The following is a 20,230-nucleotide window of genomic DNA, read 5'->3' on the forward strand; positions in this document are numbered from 1 at the left end:
CAGACCTTGTCGAACGGCGCATCCGGGCGGATCTTCGCCAGCGCGATCTCCGGCACCACGATGTGGTTGGCGAAGGTGGAGGTGCCCATGTAGTGGAGGATGGGCTTGCCGTCGATCGAAAAGCGCGAGGTGCCGTCCGGCATCAGGCCCTTGCCTTGCGTCGCGCGGATTGCCTGGCACAGGTTGGTCTTGCGCGACAGGCAGAACTTGCACTGGCGGCATTCCGGCGTGTACAGCGGAATCACGTGGTCGCCCGGCTTGAGCGAGGTCACGCCGGGGCCGACATCGGTGACGATGCCGGCGCCTTCATGGCCAAGGATCGCCGGGAAAATGCCTTCCGGGTCTGCGCCGGACAGCGTGTAGTAATCGGTGTGGCAGATGCCGGTGGCCTTCACTTCCACCAGCACTTCGCCGGCGCGCGGGCCGTCGAGGTCGACGTCTTCGATGGTCAGCGGCTTTCCCGCACCCCAGGCAACTGCTGCACGTGTTTTCATCGGTCGGTCCTGTCGATTGGTGTAGCGCGAGACTATAAGGCGAGCGGCGAGGGCAGTGGATCTGGCCGGCATGGCTTTGTCCGAAATCCGACCCAAGTTGGCCGATGGCCGGGATCAGCCGTGGCTGGCGTCCCGGTCTTCGCCCTCGGGCACTACCAGCGGTCGGCGACAGCAGGCGCAGGGTCTGTCGGGGCGTTAGTCCCAGCCTGGATGCGGCAATCCCGGTCTTGAGATGGCCGTCTGCCAGCGCTTGAACGACCTTGAGCCGGTCGATCTGCCGCATCGTCATGGTAATGGCTCCTGCTGGCATGACGGGCTCCCGCGCGCTGGAAGCCGTCAAGCTTACGCCAGCCAAACTCGGACATTTGAACTTAGTCCTCTAACGTAAAGTTGTCGGCTGAGATTTGGCTTGACTGCTACCCTAGCGGCCTGGCCTTGGAATACGCGGCATTTTTTCTCCCACGATCTACGTGCGGAAACATGACGTGGAAAAGTAAGAGGAACGTAAAACTGGAGGCAAAAGTAGGGAGGTGCATAAGGCGCAAATGCTCGGGCAATTTGAGTCCGTGATAGCGATCGACGGCCCCTCCGTTAGCGCGCGATAAAGTCTGCTTCTCCCGCTAGGCCGTAGTAACTGGCGCCATGGCAGTTCATACAGGTCTGTGCGCCGCGTCTCGACGAGTTTGGTACACGTAAGCCGCGTTATAAACTTCGCGGACCAGGATGAAACAGTCTCGCAAAGTGTACATTAGATCACTTTTAAGTGCATTGGCAGGCATCTGTTGGGGCCACCCATCGGAGGATCCAGCATGAGTTCCCGTGACGTCGAAGCTGAACTCCTACGTCGCTGCGCTACCGTTGCACGCGAGCGCACTGGGTCCGCACTGAACCAGCGTGAGGCCAACGTATTCCGGCTGGCCGCCATGGTGGTGCAATCGAGCTTCCCGCGCGAAGCCGCGCGCCTGATGCAGGCGAGCGAGCAATACTTCGCCGCGCATCCCAGCGAACGACTGCCGGCGCAAGACGTGGTCACCAAAGGTTGGGTGGCCAACTTGCCTCGCTTGCGCGACCGGCTCAGCCACACATTCCGGCACCAATGAAGCCATGACGCCGTGGATCCAGTTTCATATCCCAGCGCTGGCGAACTCTTGCAGCAAAGGTCCTAGTTCTGAAGCGCTAAAACTCTTATGCGCGCATGTATTCTGAGAGCTTTTCGATGATTCTCAGAGGAGTCGGGGTCGTGACCCATGGCTCGTTCCTCGCCGTCAACATTCCGGCGCGCAAATGCTGGGCAAAAGATGCGAGTTGTAGGTTCGAGTCATGTGGCTGCTTCTGGAGGATCACGAATTCCACAGCTCGTGAGGTCAAATGCTGTTTGTCCGGTTGCGCAGGAAACATTGCAAACGGTTCAGTCGCCTCGTCTGGTTTTGATAAGGCGGGTAGCACAATTGAGCGATAGCAACTTGCGCCACGCTTATGGTGTGTTGAAGGTTTGGCCAATGACCAAAATGTTGGCGCCGACGTACCGTCGACCTCGAACAGCCTTTGCGTGGATGTCCAGGATCGGACGAGCATCCCGTGTTCAGTGCTATGCCCGTGAATTTTCTCTTGCCCGATCGATGGGGCTTGCTCACGTACCCTCAAGACACGAAGCATCGGCCAACGCTGTGACAACACGATTCCAGGCGCAATTTGGCGTTGGGATGTGCGCACACCCACGTCACCGAGCCAAGAGGCCAGACGAGCAGTACGCGTAGAGTCAATAAACACTACGGCGTTGGCGTCGAGCGATGTAATGTCGTCGAATGTGCTAGCGAAAAAATTGGCCAGAAGTATGCGCTGATCGGCATTCATGCGAGGAAACTCGACTCTTCGAGATGCGAGATACGTCGCGCCTTGGTCAAACCGCATCCAAGGCGACATTACGTGCTCGGCATCAGCATAGGCAAAGCGCACCCAAGCCTCACCCGTGGCGCATTCCAATCGCGTAGCAACGAAAACCGACTGTTGACGATCCCATTCCGTACTTACCTGCAACGAGCTCACTGCACAAGCCCACTGTGGTGCATCCGCTTCGGAACCGAAGCATGCGTCACGGGCTTGCTTCAGGCCCCAAACGAAGCCAGCATGTCCAAACGCCAAATCCAGTATTGAAGCCTGTAGGCGAGGGAGGAATCGATCCATCCTTCCGGGCTCACTGGGTAACAGATACTGGACCGTGCAGCCCCTGCTGCCCAGCGCCTTTCTAGCGGCCAATTTGTTGATCTTGTCATCGGGCTTTTTCTGCCCTTCCGGGGTCTCATAGAATAGAGGCGCTTGGATAAGGAACATCGAGCGATCCGGCACGCCAACTTGATCGGCGTATCTTTGCCATTCGCGCACCCGTGCATCGAATCGTTGCTTCTTCGATCCTGTGTCAACTGGCAGAAGACTTCTTGGTCCGTACGTGTTCATCGGCAACGGTGCACTGATTACTTCCGTATTGTTTCCAAGGATTGCTTTCGCGGTCAATTTGACCCACTCGATGTCATCGGCTGAATGGCTTAAGAAGTAAATTCTTTGTCTTCCCACATCCGCTACATACGCTGTGTCCTTGACCAGCATTTGCATGGCCGCAACGACGCGATCGTGCGAAGGATCAGGGATTGGAGGCTGTAATTTGAACCAACGACTCGACGGCGCCGAGGTGGCGTTCTCAATTGCGCTCTCGGTGTCGGCATCGTCGATTCCGTGTAAGGCGAGCAGTCGAGCAACCGCTACCTCGGCCTTCATGACACCCAAGGGCGGAGCTTTGTGACGTATTGGCTTACTCGATTGGAATCCCAGAAACGGCCGTAGACCCAATCCTTCGAGCGTGTGTGCGATGGCTGCGAACGCATCGGCTTGATCGACGAGAGGGACCCCAGCCTGTAGGTTGGAGCGACTTGCCTCGGCAACTTCAGCCTTCACCATGACAACTACACTGGCGCGTTCGTCGCAAGGATACTGAAGTACGTCTTCGTCCTGATAGCCCTTTACTAGGTCTAGTGCATGTTCGTAGACCGGATAGCCATGATCGGTAACCCAAGCGCCTTTGCGCCGCATTACGCTAAAGCGATACGCACTAATCGGTCGAGCATGGTGGGGAAACACATATCCCCCAATAGTCGGACTCGCGGGATAGCGACTATTCAAGCTATCGGCCCACCGGCGTCGTTTGAACTTCAAATAGACGATGGGCTTAGTCGCTCCGGGAAGTGTCTCGAGGGAGATTTCACACACCAAGCTGAAGTATCCGCCGGCCGCGTAGTGGGGGCGCGTCATGAGCTCCGCCTTGTTTCTATTGGGACTTCCGACGACCCGCACCACCGGGCCTAACTCCGGAAAGAGTTCCTTGCCGGCAAGCTGCGATGCCAGCAAACCTGCCGAGACATCAAACGGAGAGAGCATCCCCGCTTTGCCTGCTATATTCCATGGAAACACTCGTACTTGCGACTGCATGAATCGTACGACTTGATTGATCTCATTGAGCTTTCGTAGTGCAGAGATGCCAAGGATATAGGCGTCTCGGCCTTGGCAGAAGTGGGATAGTGCACCTTCCGACCAACGAGCAAAAGCGTCACGCACGCATTCGACAGAGTCCCGTGCCTTGGAGTATGGCAAGAGGCCCCATGGTTCTGGCTCCTTCGTGAGCTCTGGGAAGGAGCGTAGTCCGATGTCTTCCTTCAAGAAGGTCCAATCTTCAATTTCCAGTTGAAGCTGGGCGCGTAGACTGGCGTAGGGCAGGTGAACGTACGCTTCGTCATCCTTCTCTTTTGCGCGACTCGTTGCCTCATCACGAATTTGCTTCATTATACGAAGGACGTCTGTGGACCACCGGATAGCCGCAACGCTGTGGACCAGTGGGGGAGCGCTTTCTGAAAATTCCAGCGCGAAAGCCACATCTCGGTCGGCGGTCGTCATAATCCTGCCTCAGGTTGAATGGGGGAGTCTGCAACCCAAAGAGGGTTATCCGTCCAAGGTTCAGCGAGGTTACCGTCATCGCCCATGGAGGCGATCTTCAGGCCCTTGGTCTGCGATAGCGGTTCAAGGAAGGCGCCGTAGAGCGCGCGGTAGAGGGCAGCTTCCTGGGGATCCTCTGATGCCGCACCGCGCTCGAGCAACCGCAGTAGTTGAACGAGCATGCTGCTTGTTTCCGTATCCGCCTCGCCCCTGGTTGAGCGTTCTGCCCATGCACGATCAATGAAGAAGCACTGAACAGGGCAGCCGTTGCGCATCGCACGGCCAATGGTCTGTAACAATGAGACTGCGATATTTGCAGTGAATGGCTCAAACAGATCGCCAAGTGCACGTGCATATAGCGGTCGGCGCAGTAGCTTGCCTACCTTCTGATAGGCCTGCCGTCGAGCCGCTAGCAGTCGTTTGCCGATCTCTTCCACTGACGTGGAGTCGTCGTCGCAAAGATCGAAGTCGAGCGTGGCTCTCGCAGCCATGCTTACAGGCAAGCTCATGTCATTGGGCGCTGGATGTGGGCGTGTCAAAAAGTACAACGATCCAATCGCCGCGTCGCGCTGACGAGGGCCGGATGTGAAAACAATGTTTGTGCCGCGACCTAGCGCACCAGAAGGAAATATGAGCAACGTCCACGATTCATCATCACCCAGGCATTCAACGCGAGATGATGTCACATACCCTTCAGTTGATCCGATGTCTGGTAAGTCATCCACGACCGCAATGACGCGGCCGCGCCATGCAGGTAGACGCTGATCGATGAACTGCTTCAGTCGGCGAGCCTGATCATAGCTGTTGACAACAAATGCGGCGCGTCGCGAGATGCCATGGCGAACATCAAAATGGGCACAATCCCGAGCGACTTGTGAGTCTGTTAGTCCGCCGTCAAGCAAGGCGAACGCCATTTTCTCAAGATTTGCCATGCGTACGCTGTCTGAGCGCTCGCCACTGAAGCGCAAGAAAACAGCCGAATCCGAGGCGTGTCCATCTGAAATTGGGCGAAACTCGTACTTGGAGGGCGGGGCATCATCGCGTTCAGGAGAGACTCGCTGCAGTACGTAGTGAGGCGGCACCGCGATATGGTGGGCGGGGCTGGGTGGCAGGTAGCTGGTCGCGCTTGTAAGCAGTACTGCGGGACCATCTGGCATGCCATCCTGACGTCGAATCCACTCATGTAGCCGGTACATTAGCAATCGAGGGGCCCCTGCGAACACGACGTACTGTAGTTGCACGTCGATAGCATGTCCCAACGGGTCGCGTTGAGAGGGGGTTGAGAAGAAGCGAACCCCGCTCAAGCTGCCCAAGATATTGTCGGGCGACGCCAGCAGCAAGGACCGCGATGCGAGCTGGTCGACTCGAACAGGATCAAGCAGACCCTGTGCTGTCATGTCGCTAAGCCTTGGGGAGAGGCGACGGTAGCTCAGGATTGTGAAGGTGACTGGCAGAAGCAGGCCAATCAGTTGCTGGGCCTCCGCGTCGCTCGACATTCTTCTCACGTCATGCAACCGTCGAGCAATCTGCTTGCTGAGGTTTGACAGCTCTTGCAGGCTCGACTCGGCGAGCCAATCGGTCATCAATTGGCAAAGATCGCTGTGCAAGCTCACGGCTTCATCCAATGACATGTGAAAAGCGCTTACTAAGCGCGTTGTCACATCGACAGGAATCGTAACGCTTGCAGATCGCGTACCGCGTAGCTGGAAAGCTTGAATGGCGGCACTCTCCCACAGTTCACATAACGCATCCTTTGACTGTGCCTGCGGATCCGCTCCGAAGCCGTCGCTCAAGGAACTGAGTCGCTTGGGAGAGAGCCAGTCGCCGATAATTCGCAAAGGGGACATCAACAAGCCGTCAAACACTTTGCGTAGATCTTCGGTTAGACGCAGGATGGCATGCGTCAACGCCACATTGAGCTTCTCGAACTCCGCAATCTCGATTGCCATTTGTGCGTATTCCACGCCATGCAGCACCGCATTTTGTCCCGATGCAATGGGCTGTAGAGTACTTCTTTGAATCTGTCGATGAAACGAGCGATCGTGGCCGGAAAGACTAAGTTCGGCAATGCCACCTCGATCGAGATCCTGTTGGGCTCGGTCAGCCTCATCGAAAATCACGAGGTCAAAAGATCGCGCAATCAGTTCGAAGTAGCGCTCATCGAGAGGGGTGGTATGCGCTGGGACTCGGGTATCCGCCGACAAGATGTGCCCGAACCAAACGTTGGTGCTTGGCAGCTCTGCGGCAGCGCGAGAGTACCCGCACAACGACCACACAGGGCAAAGCTTGCGCTTTAAGGTTTGGGTGCTACCGGCTTTGGCAGTGCTTTCGTTGACGGGATTTTGAAGAACTCTGGTGCAGAAGGAATCGGCAATGCCAAAGGCGGAGCCCGGTGCTTCCGTGAGGGACGGTAGAGCGCAGACGCCTTCAAATAGATGGGCACTGTCACAAGATGTGCCGAAACCGCGCAGAGGATCGCCGGTCGCCAGCGATTCTGCAAGTTTGTGAGCGTGTCGAAGTCGCGTTTCGCGCGACTGCCCGACCAGCAGGCCGCCGCGGACATCGTATCGACGCAAGTCGTCCAGATACTGGCGGCATACCTCTATGGAGGGGAAGAATACGGCAATCTTAATCCCGCGGCGGCCAAGATAGCGCAGCAAACACATCAGAAGCGTTGTCTTTCCTGCCCCAGGTAGTCCTATAAGATGCTTCAGGCCTTCAAGGCTTAACGTCGACTCGACGTTGAAGCAACCGTCTCTGTCCACGCTATGGAGCGCAACGGCTTGCAATCGTTGCTGCCAGTTGCCCGGCCGCGGTGATTGAAGGCGCTTATCAATGGCGTCCATTTCACTCGCTTCTGCCAGCAGTTCAGTCCACGGTATCGAGTGCTGCCGCTGCGATGGCCGGCTCGCTTCGTGAGGGCGAGGCAACGGCAACGTGGCGGGCAATGACTGAATCGGGTAGCGGCGCGATTCGCCACCAAATTGAACGTGAATGGAGATTGGCTTTCCGGACTCCGCTAACGTCTGCTCATGAGCGTCGGGTGTGTGAGGTACCTTTAGTGCGGCCAACGCTTCGCTAAGCTCGGGCGCGGCAATGTCAAATTTCGGCTTGATGGCCAGGGAGCGCTCGTCAATCCGAAATTGACGGCGGTGGGTAGGCGCCAGCGCTGAGTCGTTGTAACGCACCGCTGCGGCTTTCAGCGCAGCAACTGTCGAGAGCCCGTTGCAAACTCGGCGAAGGTTGTCTAGTTCAACCTCCCGATCGCGCAGCAATGGTGTGCGTGCCACGCTGCGAAAGCCCATGAGCAGTGCGGGGGCGTGCTGCAGCGTGTGCAGATCGAGCTCGTGGACGAAGTAGGCGCACAATAGATCCAACCGATGTAAGCCGAGTGATTGCAGTCGTTTGACGATCACGAGCGTGTCCTCAGCTTTCGGCGAAGCGCGCTTACCGCCACAAATTCGATGTCCGTCCTATTGCATTCGCGGCGCAAAATCTCTAAGTATCCCGGGAAACGCGACAGGGCCTGATCGTTGATAGCGATGATCTTTTTGGGAAATAGATCCAAGCCGCCTACGCTTCGGTTCAGCGTGTCCGCAAGGAGGAATGGATTGGCATGGCTTTTGACATCGATTCCGATGGCATTGTTATCCAAGCTGACGTCGCATTTATCGCGGGCTGGATACAGTGTAGCGACAAGCCCGGGGGGATTTGCGGCCGCCGTGTCATACAGAGCGATCTCGTCCTGGCCCGGGCCACACCAGTAGACCAGAATATGCGGCTTCGCAATCAAGGCGTCTTGGATAGGCACCTGTCTCACCGATTGGAATGGCACCGGGACGTCAAAGGCACTACATTGACGCACCGTGCAACACACATGCCCTTCAACTACTGAGTTTCCGGTGGGGGCTCCGCAAGTCGCGCAGCGTAGCACGACACCTTTTACGAGATGGTGAGGTTGCACCGATTCGTAACAGGCGGCCAGAAAGGGGGCCGCCAATTGCAAGCTACGCGTACTCAAGAATCGGCGTATCTCTGCCGCGGAAGATATGGGATGTCTCGTGATGAATTCTCGCAACGTAGAATAAACATCACTGCCACGCGTCCCAAATTGGTCGCAAACCGAATGCAGTTGGGCAAACGCCTGCTGCTCGTCCAGGTCGATCTCAGAACCGGCCTGACGTGCCAAATCCATGCATTCGATCGTCGGAAGACAAGTCAGGGCATCGAGCAAGCGAATGCCATGGAAGCGACAGCCTGGGGCGTCAAAGACGGGTATCCCCCAGTCGCGGGCGCGCAAGGCGTGGCGGCATTGCGCAACTATGGTGTGTGCGCCATCGGATCTGACCGGCATGCCGAACATAACGTGTAGGCTGGCCATCCGCGACATCGCTGCAAGCAGGGCGGGCGAGAGTTCTGCGTCATGGACGAGCAAGCGGCCCGAGCGTGCTCGCTGGAAATGATCGACCAAGCCGACTGCGAGTAGGCAGACGGTTTCGTGAACCAGCGCTAGGGCGCGTTCCTGGTCAACGGTACTCAAGCCTGGTTCGCCCAGGTCGGCGAGAGTAGACCCGCCCTTCGCGGCGAGCAGGGCAATCAACTCCGATGGATCCAACGACTGCATGCGCTGCGCTGCCAACTTCCGGCTATGGCCGGATTGCACTAGCACGCAAGCGACGACCAGCTGTACCAGATGACGCCACTGATAGCGCTTACGAATGGCAGGGGATATTAGTCCTGCAGAACGATAGTCCACGACTACAGAGCGCGACGGGGGGCGCAGCATCTGACCTTGCCAAGCCTGTGTGCCTAGCAGACCTGCGGCGGTGACAGCCAAATCGTCAAGGGATCCTTCCCACGACGTGTGACTTCTAAGCTGCAATGGCAGAGCCGGCATCAGAACGCCTCCGGGAGGGTCGTCAGTATGACGTTCCAATATCCTAATCGAGGCTGGTATTCAGCACAAATGACAATGTCGCGCGCGTGGTCGACGGGCCACTTTGGTCGCGATCACGTCCGCGGTGCTCAAAAGGCCATATGGAGCGTCGATCACGCAAAAATGCGACGCATTCGTGCCTTCTGACGCCGAGGGAATATGAGGTTTTCTGAAAATGGGTCAAGCTTCCCTCAAAAATGCGAGAAACTTGTGCGCCATGGATAATCAAAAATATTTTATTTATATGCTGACCAAAATGCGCGGGTGCCTCCTCCCGTCGTGCGTCTCTAAATCATCTTGGCGAGTCTTGGCGAGGTTTCTGGCTCGGCCGATAAAGCTTGAAATTTTTGGGGAGGCGACTATGACAGATACAATCACGAGTCAATTGCTCGTGCTTGAAAACAGCACGGCGCGAGATCAGTAACGGCTGATCTCGCGCCGAAATCTAAATCGTCCGACACGACGAGGAGAAGACTATCACCTGAAAGAATCCCGGCCAGTGCTTTGCTCGCACATACCCGAAACATCCCCGCAAGCTTGGATTGACTTTGCTTCATTTCTTCCCAGAAGTCAAGGGGAATGTTTTACTGCCGCGCAAGGCCTGGTCTCATCCCTCACGAATATGAGGAGTCGCGATGAAACACGAGGCACACGCGGTAGTTATGCCGCGAACGATGGCTGCGCGGCATTATATTGACTTGCCCGGACGAGGCTTGCGCAACCTGTACGTTTTTGAGTCCCCCAAGAACGACAAGAGGTTGGCGGTATTTGGGCAAGTTTGCTTCTGGCACCTGATGTTGGCGGAGGGGAACCCCGAGATTCGCCGATATATCTTGCGCTCAGATTATTCCGGCGATGTTTCCGCTTCCGACGCCGTGGACGTCCATTTTGTGGATGAAACCGTTGAGCGCTGGTATTTCAGCCGCCGCGGTTTGCCAAAGGAAGATCAGTGCCCGTATCCCATCATCATTAAGTCCGAAGCACAAATTCGCGCTGCCGGGCTACTTCCGCAAAATTGGAGATTCCTCTGTGCAGCACGTACCCGTGCACATGGCAAGTACGCAGGCAAAGAGCTGTTGGTGCTCTCGGGTCTCCTTGAGGACCGCGATACCATTGCGCTGAGCGAAGTTATTGCTCAGCCGGGCATTGATGTTGCCATTATGCTCGCTGCCGTTGCACAGCAACTGGCGGTAGGGGCTTTGCGAACCGAACTCAAGAAGCAATTGTTTTCGCGGCGTTCCTTGCTTTCAAGGAGTGCAAAATGAAAACAGGCGCGAGACGCTCTATGATTCCGGCGGAATTGCAGGATACCGCAGCTTGGCCAGATATCGACGTATCTCACCTCGATGAAAATGCACGTCGTGTCGTAGCGCGCAAGAAGGAGGCGATCGCTCTCTACATGGCAGGATGCAGCTGTAGAGATATTGCAACGCAAACGATGATTTTTGACGATAACCTTCGTCGCATCATCAGGCGCTGTCTTGCCATCGCCCCCGATAAGCGGATTTTCGGTTTTCGTGCGCTTCATCCAGGACTTCACGTCGTGACGTACAGGCGGACTAAGTCAGCAGAGCGCAACTTTGCATTGGGTGCAAGCTGCTCAAGCGGCTTCGCTGGCGCCCTGGGCCAGCTATTCGATCGCTTTCCCTGGCTGCGTACGCGAGTCACAAAACAGTTTCTTGGGCAGAATGACGACGGCGAATATGTTGAGGCCAGGAAATCAATCGCCAATATTCACAAGGAGTTTTGCGAGGAATTGAAAGGAAAACTCAAGCCGGGTCAATGGCCTTTGAATACGAAGAATCATGGCTACTCTGCGCTGCGGAACTATTTGCAAGCGCTGTTGAAAACCAAGCCTAATGCATACATCCGGGAGCGCAGTGGGGAGGAGGCCGCGTGGCACTTGAGGATCGGGAGGGGCCATCCACGCTTGATCCAAGCGTGGATGCCATTTTCGATCTTGGAATTAGATTATGTCCGGCAGGATGCGCCTGGGTACATCGAGTTCGAGGACCGCTATGGCCACCTACATCGTTTGCTTGTCGCGCGTTGGTATGTCGGTTTGCTGGCCGACGCGTGCACTGGGGGCGTATGTGGCTATCACGTCGCTTATGAGGCCGAGCCGTCGTCCGATACAGCCCTCCAGACTGTCCTTAGTTCGTTGATGCCGGCAGCACAGGACGACGACGCACCATTGATGCGCGAGGTTGTACCTGAACAGGCTTCACTCCTACCGAATCTGATTCTCCTATACGCCCGCCAGGGGTGTTGCCTACTTAAAGTTGACAATGGGTGGGCGAACGTTGCCGATGACTTTGTGAACAACGTCATCGATGTCCTTGGTTGCGCGGTTGAGTTCGGCGTTCCGCGTGCCTGGTGGCTCCGCCCCTTCATTGAACGACTCAATGGAAAGCTGGCTGAGCGGGGCCTCCATCGACTGAGGTGTACCTATGGCAGTGGGCCGCATGACCCGCGGCGCCGCGAGCCAGAGAAGGAGGCGGCACTGTACACGCTGCGTGACAAGGATCTTACGGCAATCCTCGATGCCGTCATCGCAGAGCATCACACGGTATTTACGCCGGAAAAATTCTTTCGCAGCACTATTCACGACATACTGGAAGACTATGCGATACGGCCGGAACTCGATTGGTTACCACAGCCTTTGCCAAACGCGAGCGAGCCAGAGCTACGACTACTGATGCATAAGGTGGTGGCCACTGTCCGTGGTTCCGTGAAGAAAGGCGTCCGGCCCTACGTTCAATTTGACCGATGCCGCTATACAAATGAGCGACTTTCCTCTGATTTCACGCTGATTGGACAGAAGGTGGAACTTCAAGTCCAGCGGATGGACATTCGCAAAGCATGGGCCGTCGTCCTCCGTACGGGGCAGGATCTTGGACAACTAAATCCGGACGCCCGCTGGGCCGATTGGAAGTACTCGATTCTGGCTCGGCGAGTCATGAATCGGAAAGCCCTTGCCCGCCCAGCCGAACGAGACCCTCGGCTTGTGCATGAGATTCTAAAGGCGAGGCGTCAAGCACTCATCGATCAGAAGCCCAAAAAGCGAAGTAAACGCGAAGCTTTGGAAATCGCCAAACTACAGCGTGAGATCGCGTACGACCCGGTGGAGAAGCCAACCGCGTCATCTGCTCAGCGCGGCAGCAGGGAACCGCGGGGGGTATTCGGAGCATTTCGCAATACCAGGGGAAACGATGATGTCTGAAGCTATTCTCGATGATATCCGTAGTCGTTTGCAAACCGGTACACATCCGCTTCTCGCACACGAGAGCAATACCCCATTGTGGACGCCACCGATAAGACACGCTTATGCGGCATGCAAGCTGTGTATATTGCAGCGTCGAAGCTTCTACGTCTCAGAGGTAAAGGGTGAGGGGAAGACCTCGCTCTTGCGCGCGCTGCGTGAACAATTGCCGAATGATTTTGGAAGCAGTATTGCGACACTGCACTACTCCGCAGCGAACAGGCAGGTGCCTTCCATTCGTGCTTTTTTCATAGAATTTCTTCGGTCAATAAATCATCCGACTCTCAGCGGAGAAACTCCTAGACTTAAAGCACGCGTCTGCGATAGCTTGGAAGTTTTGGCTAGTACGACGCTGTGGAACACGGTGGTATTGCTATTGGACGAAGCTCAGGCGTTTCTGCCGGAGGACTTTGATTTTCTCAAGGACATACAAAATGAACTTGTGGCGAAACGATATTCATTGATCGTGGTGACCTGTGGGGAGGACCCGTACTTGAAGGCGAAGCTGGATTCCATGCAGACGCGCGGGCGAGCCGGTGCGTGTGCTGATCGGTTTGGCCTTCACCGAGTGAGGTTGCGAGGCTACAACAAAGCATCCCTTCAAGCCTTGCTCCGCGCTGTTGACATCAAGGTCTGGCCGAATGGGTCTGGATGCTCGTGGGCTCAGTACTTTTTTCCGCAGGCGGTTGCAGATGGATATCGGTTCGAGAACAATTGGGAAAACCTGTGGAATGCCTTTGCAGGCCTAGGTTTGATTAGAGCGATAGAGATTGTAGAGGGGGCGAACAAAAAAGTGGAAGAATACTTGCTTAGTCGTCGAATTTTCGAAGCACTGTCGTATTTCGTCGTTCGCGTTGCTGACGACGACTTCAAAAATGGGAGTCTGGAAACGAAGTACTGGGATGCGGCGGCAGCGCATGCGGCCGGAATGTTAGACGACTAGGATGTTTTGCTCATTATGGTCGCTGCCGAAGCGGGCAGAGGACTGCGGGCTTGGACAGGCGTCCAATGGGGTCCGCTACCTTATGAATCGACGTTGTCTGTACTGATGCGCTGGGTTCAGCTAAATGACCTAAGCGAGGGCGACTTGAGGGTGCTGCATGTCAAACGTTACTGGGGCAGAGGGCATCGATCCTACTTTGACGCGTCCAAGGTACTAGCCGCGGCGCTGGAGAGCGCTTCCGTCATTCTGCAGCGCCCGGTCGAGGAAACGAGCGCCATGACCGGGCGCGCGTCCTGCCTCTTGGGTGCGTTGTTTTCATCGGTGCTGAGGATATGTCCATTGTGTTTGGAATCCGGATACCACAGCTTTTGGTTTCAATGCGCTGCGCTACCCTTGTGTCCCGTCCACGCGGTACCGTTGACTTCTCGCTGTCAAAGTTGTGGGCGTGCACTACCTGGCGTGATTGAAGCCTGTAACACATCGAGTCCCTATTACTGCAAAGCCTGCCGAGCATCGATCTCCGGCGGGGAGTTCTTTCCTCTCATGCATCGTGAATTCCGAGATCACGACGCAGAACTTCACCGAAGGTTCGAGAATCTAATGGCTTGGGCAAACCGTCTACATCTGGCTCACGGTGAGGTTGGATCCGCTGACGCAATGATTGGCCGCTATTGGGAGAGTCGGGAAGCGCTTGCGTACGCGCTATGCGCTCGTCTTTCCCCTGTCCTTCCGCCAAGCCTGGAGAACTCTAAGCACTATGTAACTATACTCAGTTGGTGTTTACGACGAGACGGGACACTATTGTTTCAATCGAGGCGTCGGAAGGACGAACGTCGGTACATCGATCTCGTGTATCGGGCTACGCTGCGCATGCTGACGAAATGGCTGCTATCAAGAATGGCATCATGTCCAGAGCGACACAGCTCCAGGGTGTGGCGGGACGGTAGACTGCTAAGGGTTGAATCGCAGGATCATCACGTTGCAGCCCTTCACGTTCTCCGCTATTTCTTTGATGATGGGCTTAACTTCGGGATTTACTCATTGACGGACGACCTTCGACATGTCTGGGCGACAAAGGAACTGCAATGTTTGCGTCGCAGCCAGAACCGTTTGTCCGTGCGGGCCGTGACCCTCTGCCTCTATGCGACCATCGTGAGAATTCTCAAGCGCGGAACGCCCATCGTGTTTGACGGTTTTCTGATTGAACTCATGGAAAGTGCCGCAGTGGCTAGTTTCGACAACGAAGAGTGCTGTCGAGGCTTCGTGGCGTTCGAGAGTGTTGCCGGAATGCCACTACGTCCGTTTCAGCGCAGCCTTCTACGCTGAAGACGTGCGTTCATCTGCCGAGCGCTGGGCCTCACTGCGCTCGCATCGCGCGAACTTTTCGTCTGCGAGCGTATTCGTGCGCATCCCCATAACACCCCCCGCAGTGAGTTTGCCCCCGAGGCCGCGTGAGCAACGATGCGCTGCTGGCACATACCAAGGCCATTCACACGGAGGTGAAGGGCGAGCAGAAGCGCCACGCGACGGGGCGCTGTTTGTAGGCCCGAACCTGATGCGCGAAGTCGTTGTTGCCGTGGAGTATGAGCAGGAGTGCCGAGTCCTTATCGAACAATATTGCAAGAAGCCGGTTATGCCGGACGGCGTCGTGCCGGCGCACCTATTCGAGCGTTGCGACCTGTTCATTCCACAGTGCGATGCGTGCGTGGATGCCAAGGCGTAGTCACACGCGTCGATGGACGATGCATCGAATGAGGCATCGCTGGAGAAGCTCTTCGAAGATGCTCGGATGAAGTTGCACCTCATGCAGGCAGAAGGCGGCCTGGAGAATGGGCGGCCAGGCGCTACCTATATGCGTTCCGGCACTGCCAACACTGGCCGAGCGGCAGGTGCGCGTGACAGTGTACTTTCAGGAGATTTACTGGTGCCAGCGGCGGCAGACGACTGGGATATCGCGTTTGTGCATGTAGCCGAACACTGTGTAATCGGCACGGCGCTCAGCAGTCTCGATGCGAGCGCGGCGGCATGACGACAGTACTCTACTTTAATGCCTTTCACGCGGAGATCGACGGGTCTCGGTGGCTAGGCCTCTCGGTTAAGCAGGGCGTAGCCCGGTCTGACAAGTTCCTGCGCGCTGAGATGGCGCGGCGTTGGCGGGCCGGCGACGTGCTGGCAGAGGTGAGCGAAGGTGAGAGTTCGTGGATCCTGCATCGTGACACGGAGCCTGCGGTACTGGCGGACCATCCTTATCGTGCGGTGCCTATCGACCTTGTGCCAGCGTCTGTCCTGCTCAATTTCTACTTGGTTTTGCATGTGCCAGCAGCCGGTAGCCGGGCCGTGTTTGTCGGAACCGGATACAAGCTGTGGGAAACTCGGCGGAGTCGCGATGGAGAACGGCGCGATTGCTTGGCTCCGCGCTTTGGCATGTGGGGCCAACCGGTGGTCGTCAATGTGGCGGCTACCAGCGTCCGCACGGCCCCAGCCAGTGAAGCGAGAGCGCAGCCGGTGTCCGGTGTCCGGTGACCCAGAGGATGTCATATATCGGAGCGTCGGTTATCGGGTGCCGGAGGCCGGCGAGCTAGTTGACAAATCCATCAGCATTGATTTGATCCACGAGCCAATGTAGGAAATTCGCCTTGGCAGCAAGCGGTGCCTGACCGCGATGGAACGTCTGATTGACTCGGGATTTGGCGCGACGCTCAGGTCCCGCTCGACCGTGCATTCCGCCATCTCGGTTCATCTGAATTGGGGCGGTGTGTCGTAGCAAAGCGTCGAGGGGGTACCCATAAGCGTTGAGCGAGAAATCCCCATCGCGGTAGGGCGCCCTTAATCCAAAGTATGGATTCAGACAGCGGCGCACAATAAAAGCGCCGATAACGGCGCTTTGGATAAATGGTCACGCGGGGAAACTGAGTTGATAAGCAACGGGGCGGGTCCGCGAGCGTGCTGCCGCGCCCGAGTAGGCCTAAGGGACCAGGCCACTGCGACTCGCCACTTCAATCCCTCCGAATCGCCGTTTCGAAAAAGGCCAGTTGGCGAGACGGCGACGCGCCTCTACTCTTCGCGCATGCGTCCGGTCAAAGCGGACGCAATACAACGCATATCAAACCAAGGAGCGTATCAGCAATGCATGATTTGCCTCTCGACGGTGTGGTGGTGGTCGAGCTGAGTGACAGCGCTTCGGCGCCGTTCGCCGGCCAGATCCTGGCAGCGCTCGGCGCAGATGTCTGGAAGATCGAGCGGCCCTCGGGCGACTCGGCGCGCGGCTGGGGGCCGAGCAAGTGGAAGGGCAGCGGCGCGGCCTTCCACGCCATCAACCGCGGCAAGCGCTTCATCAGCCTTGACATCAAGGATCCCGATGATCTTGCCACGCTCCACCAACTCATCGCGGAGCGCGCCGACGTTTTCTTTCATAACCTTCGCCCCGGCTCGGCGGCGCAGTACGGGCTCGATGCCGATAGCCTGCGTGTGACCAAGCCGGAGCTGATCTGCTGCGAGATCGGGGCTTTTGGCCACCAGGGGCCGCTGAATACCGCGCCTGGGTATGACCCGCTGATGCAGGCGTTCGCGGGAATCATGAGCATTACGGGCGAGGAGGGCCAGTCGCCGGTGCGTGCCGGGGTGTCCATTGTCGACTTCGGCACGGGTATGTGGGCCGTCATTGGTGTTCTCGCCGCACTGTTTCGCCGACAACAGAAGCAGGCCGGCGCGACCGTCAACAGCTCGCTGCTGGAGACTGCCATTGCCTGGATGTCGATCGGCGTCGCCAACTACAACGCCGACGGCGAGCCGGGCTCGCGCCATGGATCTGGCGTCGCCTTTATTGTGCCGCATCGCGCCTACCAGACTGCGGACGGTGATCTGATCATCAGTTGTGCGAACGACGCGCTGTTCGCGCGGCTTTGCGAGACGCTGGACCGCCCAGAGTGGGCTGGCGACGAGCGCTTCGCCACGAATGCGGCGCGCCTGCGCAATCGGGCCCTGATCGACGGACTAATCGGAGACCGCCTGCGCGAGTATCCGCGTGCCTACTGGCAGGAGCGGCTGGGCGTGGCCGGACTACCGTGCGCACCGATCCAGACGACCAAAGAACTGGTGGAGCACCCGCAAACGGAAGCGCTTGGCATTATCGGCAAGCCGTCGGACGATGAGCTCGCTGCCGTCGGCTTGCCGCTGTCGTTCAATGGCAAGCGCCCGCCGCCGCTGTCGGCGGCGCGGGACGTCGGTCACGACAACGCGGATCTTGCGCTCCTGGCCAAGCGGTCCAAGTCTTGACGACTAGATGACATATAACAATGGAGAGAGACATGAGTGACGTTCTGAAACCGACCGGCCGGCGAAAATGGCTGCGCCTGGCCGGCGCTGCCTTGCTCGCGGGCTGCCCGGCACTTCTGCTGCCACGGACCGCAGCGGCCGAGCAATGGCCGACCAAGCCGGTGAAGATTGTGATCGCGCTGGCAGCCGGCTCGTCGGGCGATATCCTGGCGCGCATTCTTGCCCAACGGCTGGAGGGCATTTGGAAGCAGCCCGTGATCGTAGAGAACAAGCCCGGGGCGGGCGGCGTGATCGGCACGGAGTATGTCGTGAACGCCACGGATGGCCATACCATCCTGCTGGGCACGCAAAGCTCCATCCTGCCCAAGTTCACCACCAAGAACCTGAAGTTCGACCCGATGGTCGACCTGGTACCCGTGTACAAGGTCATCAACTATCAGCTCGTGGTTGCGGTGAATGCCGAAACCGCGCTCAAGGCGAAAACGATGCGGGATCTGGTCAAGTTGAGTAAAAGCAGTTCCGACGGACTGTTCTTCGGCGGCGCAGGCCCAACGTCGATCTTCGACCTGACGATGGGACTGCTGAACAAATCGCTAGGCATGCGGTACACGAAGCTCGACTTCAACAGCGTTGGCGCCATGAATCTTGCGGTGATACGCAATGACGCACAGTTCATGATGAACACGCCAAGTTCAATGAAAGCTCAGATGGATGCGGGAAATCTGAAACCGCTTGCAGCGATCAGTACCGAGCGCTATCCGAACCTGCCCGATGTGCCAACGCTGTCCGAGGCTGTGGGCTACAAGGGCTACCTGCCGCTACTGTGGGCTGGGGTCTTCGTGCCGAAATCTACGCCGTCCGCTGTGGTTGCCCGGATTGCGCGCGATCTCCAGACCTTGTCCGCCGACAAGCAATTCAAGGACGCGGTGGAGACACGGCTGACCGGCACCGTGGTGACGTCTTCGCCGTCCGCTTTTTCAAAGCAGCTGACTGAAGAGGTGGGGATCTGGAAGGGTCTTTTCACCGAGATGAATTACCAGCCCGACTAACCATGAACGCCAACGAGAATACTGCCACCGCGGCCAGCACGAACAACTCCGAGCGACCCCTGAGCGGCGTGCGAGTCCTGGCGGTTGAGAATTTTGTTGCCGGACCGTTTGCCTCGATGTGGCTCGCGGACGCCGGTGCCGAGGTCGTCAAAGTGGAGTCGCGTGACGGCGGGGATTTTGCGCGCAGTACCACCCCGGTGAAGAGCGCCGAGGACGGCTCCGTGCAGAGCTTGTCCTTCCTGCGCAGCAACCGGAACAAGAAGAGCGTCACGCTGGACCTCAAGCACCCCGAGGGCAAACGGATCTTCGCGCAACTGGCATGCGAGGCGGACATTGTCCTTGAGAACCTGCGGCCCGGCGTGATGGACCGCCTCGGCATTGGCTATAGCGCGCTTCGCGAGCATAATCCGCGCCTCATCTATGTCGCGATTTCCGGTTTCGGGCATGAAGATGTGCTGCCGAGCCCGTACACGGACTACGCGGCCTTCGACATCATCGGACAGGCACTCAGTGGGCTAATGTACCGTCCCGAGCGCCAGGGAGACCGACCGACTTACCTCGGCTTCTCGATGACCGACCTGCAGGGCGGGATCCTTGCCGCACAGGGCGCGCTGCTGGCGCTTTACCAGCGCGAACGAACCGGGTTGGGGAAGAAGGTCGACATTTCACTCTATGACGCCTCTCTGGTACAGAACGAAATCTCGGTCGCGATGTATTCGGCGTTCCATAAGCCGGCGCCCCCCGGACTGCATGCAGTGACCGCGCCATTTGGCACCTTCCGCGCCAGCGACGGGTATATCGTCATCGCCGTGCTTGGGGATCATATCTGGCAGCGCTTCTGCGAGGTGATCGGCATGCCCGCGCTGCTGGAGGATGCGCGCTTCCAGGACGGGATGGCCCGCAGCGCGAACAGCAACGCACTCAACCCGCATATCGACACATGGCTGGCTACGCGCACCCGCGCGGAGGCCGTCGAAGCACTGCGCGAAGGCGGGGTACCGTCTTCGGCGGTCAATGACATTGCAGATGTCTTCGAATGCCCGCACGTTGCCGCGCGTCAAATGCTGATGACCCTGCAGGACCCGGCATGGGGTGCCATCCAGGTCGCGGGCAATCCGATCAAGATGTCGGATACTCCCGAGCCGGAGGCCGGCCTGCCGCCCCGGCTGGGTCAGCACACCGATAGCGTACTGGGCGACTGGCTACACATGAATGCGCAGCAAATCGAGGCGCTGCACTCGTCGAAGGTGACCTGAGCAGGGTCAGAGCATATGGCTCAAACAATCACCA

Annotated in this window: 14 protein-coding genes; 10 read left to right on the forward strand and 4 right to left on the reverse strand. The window is 57.6% G+C overall.

Annotation, left to right across the window (positions count from 1 at the left end; genetic code table 11):
• Positions 1–494, reverse strand: a 494-nt coding sequence (locus U9J39_RS24725) for an alcohol dehydrogenase catalytic domain-containing protein (RefSeq protein ID WP_326348345.1), incomplete at its 3' end; no start/stop codon positions are given.
• An 809-nt stretch (positions 495–1,303) separates the two neighbouring features.
• Here U9J39_RS24725 and U9J39_RS24730 point away from each other — a divergent pair.
• Positions 1,304–1,594 carry a hypothetical protein gene (locus U9J39_RS24730; RefSeq protein WP_326348346.1) on the forward strand — a complete coding sequence of 97 codons (291 nt, stop codon included), beginning with the start codon at positions 1,304–1,306 and terminating at the stop codon, positions 1,592–1,594.
• An 85-nt stretch (positions 1,595–1,679) separates the two neighbouring features.
• On the opposite strand, the gene U9J39_RS24735 is transcribed toward U9J39_RS24730, so the two are convergent.
• Genes U9J39_RS24735 through U9J39_RS24745 form a run of 3 tightly spaced genes read right to left on the reverse strand, consistent with a single transcriptional unit; the run spans position 1,680 to position 9,099 of the window.
• Positions 1,680–4,436: an RNaseH domain-containing protein gene (locus tag U9J39_RS24735; RefSeq protein ID WP_326348347.1), complete on the reverse strand. Its 2,757-nt coding sequence runs from the start codon at positions 4,434–4,436 to the stop codon at positions 1,680–1,682.
• The gene (locus U9J39_RS24740) at positions 4,433–7,891 is read right to left on the reverse strand and encodes an ATP-binding protein (protein WP_326348348.1); all 3,459 of its coding nucleotides are present in this window, start codon (positions 7,889–7,891) and stop codon (positions 4,433–4,435) included. Before U9J39_RS24740 ends, U9J39_RS24735 begins: the two co-directional genes overlap by 4 nt.
• On the reverse strand, positions 7,888–9,099 hold the full coding sequence (locus U9J39_RS24745) for a restriction endonuclease-related protein (RefSeq protein ID WP_326348349.1): 1,212 nt from the start codon (positions 9,097–9,099) through the stop codon (positions 7,888–7,890). The genes U9J39_RS24740 and U9J39_RS24745 overlap by 4 nt, the downstream gene beginning before the upstream one ends.
• A 947-nt stretch (positions 9,100–10,046) precedes the next feature.
• On the opposite strand from U9J39_RS24745, the gene U9J39_RS24750 reads away from it, so the two are divergent.
• The 9 genes from U9J39_RS24750 to U9J39_RS24790 all read left to right on the forward strand — a co-directional run bounded on the left by U9J39_RS24750 (position 10,047) and on the right by U9J39_RS24790 (position 20,196).
• Positions 10,047–10,676, forward strand: a complete 630-nt coding sequence (locus U9J39_RS24750) for a hypothetical protein (protein WP_326348350.1) — start codon at positions 10,047–10,049, stop codon at positions 10,674–10,676.
• On the forward strand, positions 10,673–12,634 hold the full coding sequence (locus U9J39_RS24755; RefSeq protein ID WP_326348351.1) for a hypothetical protein: 1,962 nt from the start codon (positions 10,673–10,675) through the stop codon (positions 12,632–12,634). The genes U9J39_RS24750 and U9J39_RS24755 overlap by 4 nt, the downstream gene beginning before the upstream one ends.
• On the forward strand, positions 12,627–13,616 hold the full coding sequence (locus U9J39_RS24760; protein ID WP_326348352.1) for an ATP-binding protein: 990 nt from the start codon (positions 12,627–12,629) through the stop codon (positions 13,614–13,616). The genes U9J39_RS24755 and U9J39_RS24760 overlap by 8 nt, the downstream gene beginning before the upstream one ends.
• 1,041 nt (positions 13,617–14,657) lie before the next feature.
• Positions 14,658–14,942: a hypothetical protein gene (locus U9J39_RS24765; protein ID WP_326348353.1), complete on the forward strand. Its 285-nt coding sequence runs from the start codon at positions 14,658–14,660 to the stop codon at positions 14,940–14,942.
• Positions 14,943–15,171: 229 nt separating this feature from the next.
• Complete coding sequence (locus U9J39_RS24770; protein ID WP_326348354.1) at positions 15,172–15,339, forward strand: hypothetical protein; 168 nt, start codon at positions 15,172–15,174, stop codon at positions 15,337–15,339.
• Between the two features lie 12 nt (positions 15,340–15,351).
• A complete protein-coding gene (locus U9J39_RS24775; protein ID WP_326348355.1) occupies positions 15,352–15,645 on the forward strand; it encodes a hypothetical protein in 294 nt (97 codons plus the stop codon).
• A 1,097-nt stretch (positions 15,646–16,742) separates the two neighbouring features.
• Positions 16,743–17,891: a CaiB/BaiF CoA transferase family protein gene (locus tag U9J39_RS24780; RefSeq protein WP_326348356.1), complete on the forward strand. Its 1,149-nt coding sequence runs from the start codon at positions 16,743–16,745 to the stop codon at positions 17,889–17,891.
• 32 nt (positions 17,892–17,923) lie between these two features.
• On the forward strand, positions 17,924–18,940 hold the full coding sequence (locus tag U9J39_RS24785; RefSeq protein ID WP_326348357.1) for a Bug family tripartite tricarboxylate transporter substrate binding protein: 1,017 nt from the start codon (positions 17,924–17,926) through the stop codon (positions 18,938–18,940).
• A gap of 2 nt (positions 18,941–18,942) precedes the next feature.
• A complete protein-coding gene (locus U9J39_RS24790) occupies positions 18,943–20,196 on the forward strand; it encodes a CaiB/BaiF CoA transferase family protein (protein ID WP_326348358.1) in 1,254 nt (417 codons plus the stop codon).
• Positions 20,197–20,230: the final 34 nt, after the last annotated feature.

The sequence above is a fragment of the Cupriavidus sp. SS-3 genome (assembly GCF_035818815.1).
Lineage (GTDB): Bacteria > Pseudomonadota > Gammaproteobacteria > Burkholderiales > Burkholderiaceae > Cupriavidus > Cupriavidus taiwanensis_C.

Excerpts from the sequence above, each read along its gene's own strand:
- U9J39_RS24730 (WP_326348346.1), top strand. The coding sequence starts at position 1,304 with ATGAGTTCCCGTGACGTCGAAGCTGAACTCCTACGTCGCTGCGCTACC.
- U9J39_RS24735 (WP_326348347.1), bottom strand. The coding sequence starts at position 4,436 with ATGACGACCGCCGACCGAGATGTGGCTTTCGCGCTGGAATTTTCAGAA.
- U9J39_RS24745 (WP_326348349.1), bottom strand. The coding sequence starts at position 9,099 with ATGCAGTCGTTGGATCCATCGGAGTTGATTGCCCTGCTCGCCGCGAAG.
- U9J39_RS24750 (WP_326348350.1), top strand. The coding sequence starts at position 10,047 with ATGAAACACGAGGCACACGCGGTAGTTATGCCGCGAACGATGGCTGCG.
- U9J39_RS24755 (WP_326348351.1), top strand. The coding sequence starts at position 10,673 with ATGAAAACAGGCGCGAGACGCTCTATGATTCCGGCGGAATTGCAGGAT.
- U9J39_RS24760 (WP_326348352.1), top strand. The coding sequence starts at position 12,627 with ATGTCTGAAGCTATTCTCGATGATATCCGTAGTCGTTTGCAAACCGGT.
- U9J39_RS24770 (WP_326348354.1), top strand. The coding sequence starts at position 15,172 with ATGCGCGAAGTCGTTGTTGCCGTGGAGTATGAGCAGGAGTGCCGAGTC.
- U9J39_RS24775 (WP_326348355.1), top strand. The coding sequence starts at position 15,352 with ATGGACGATGCATCGAATGAGGCATCGCTGGAGAAGCTCTTCGAAGAT.
- U9J39_RS24780 (WP_326348356.1), top strand. The coding sequence starts at position 16,743 with ATGCATGATTTGCCTCTCGACGGTGTGGTGGTGGTCGAGCTGAGTGAC.
- U9J39_RS24785 (WP_326348357.1), top strand. The coding sequence starts at position 17,924 with ATGAGTGACGTTCTGAAACCGACCGGCCGGCGAAAATGGCTGCGCCTG.
- U9J39_RS24790 (WP_326348358.1), top strand. The coding sequence starts at position 18,943 with ATGAACGCCAACGAGAATACTGCCACCGCGGCCAGCACGAACAACTCC.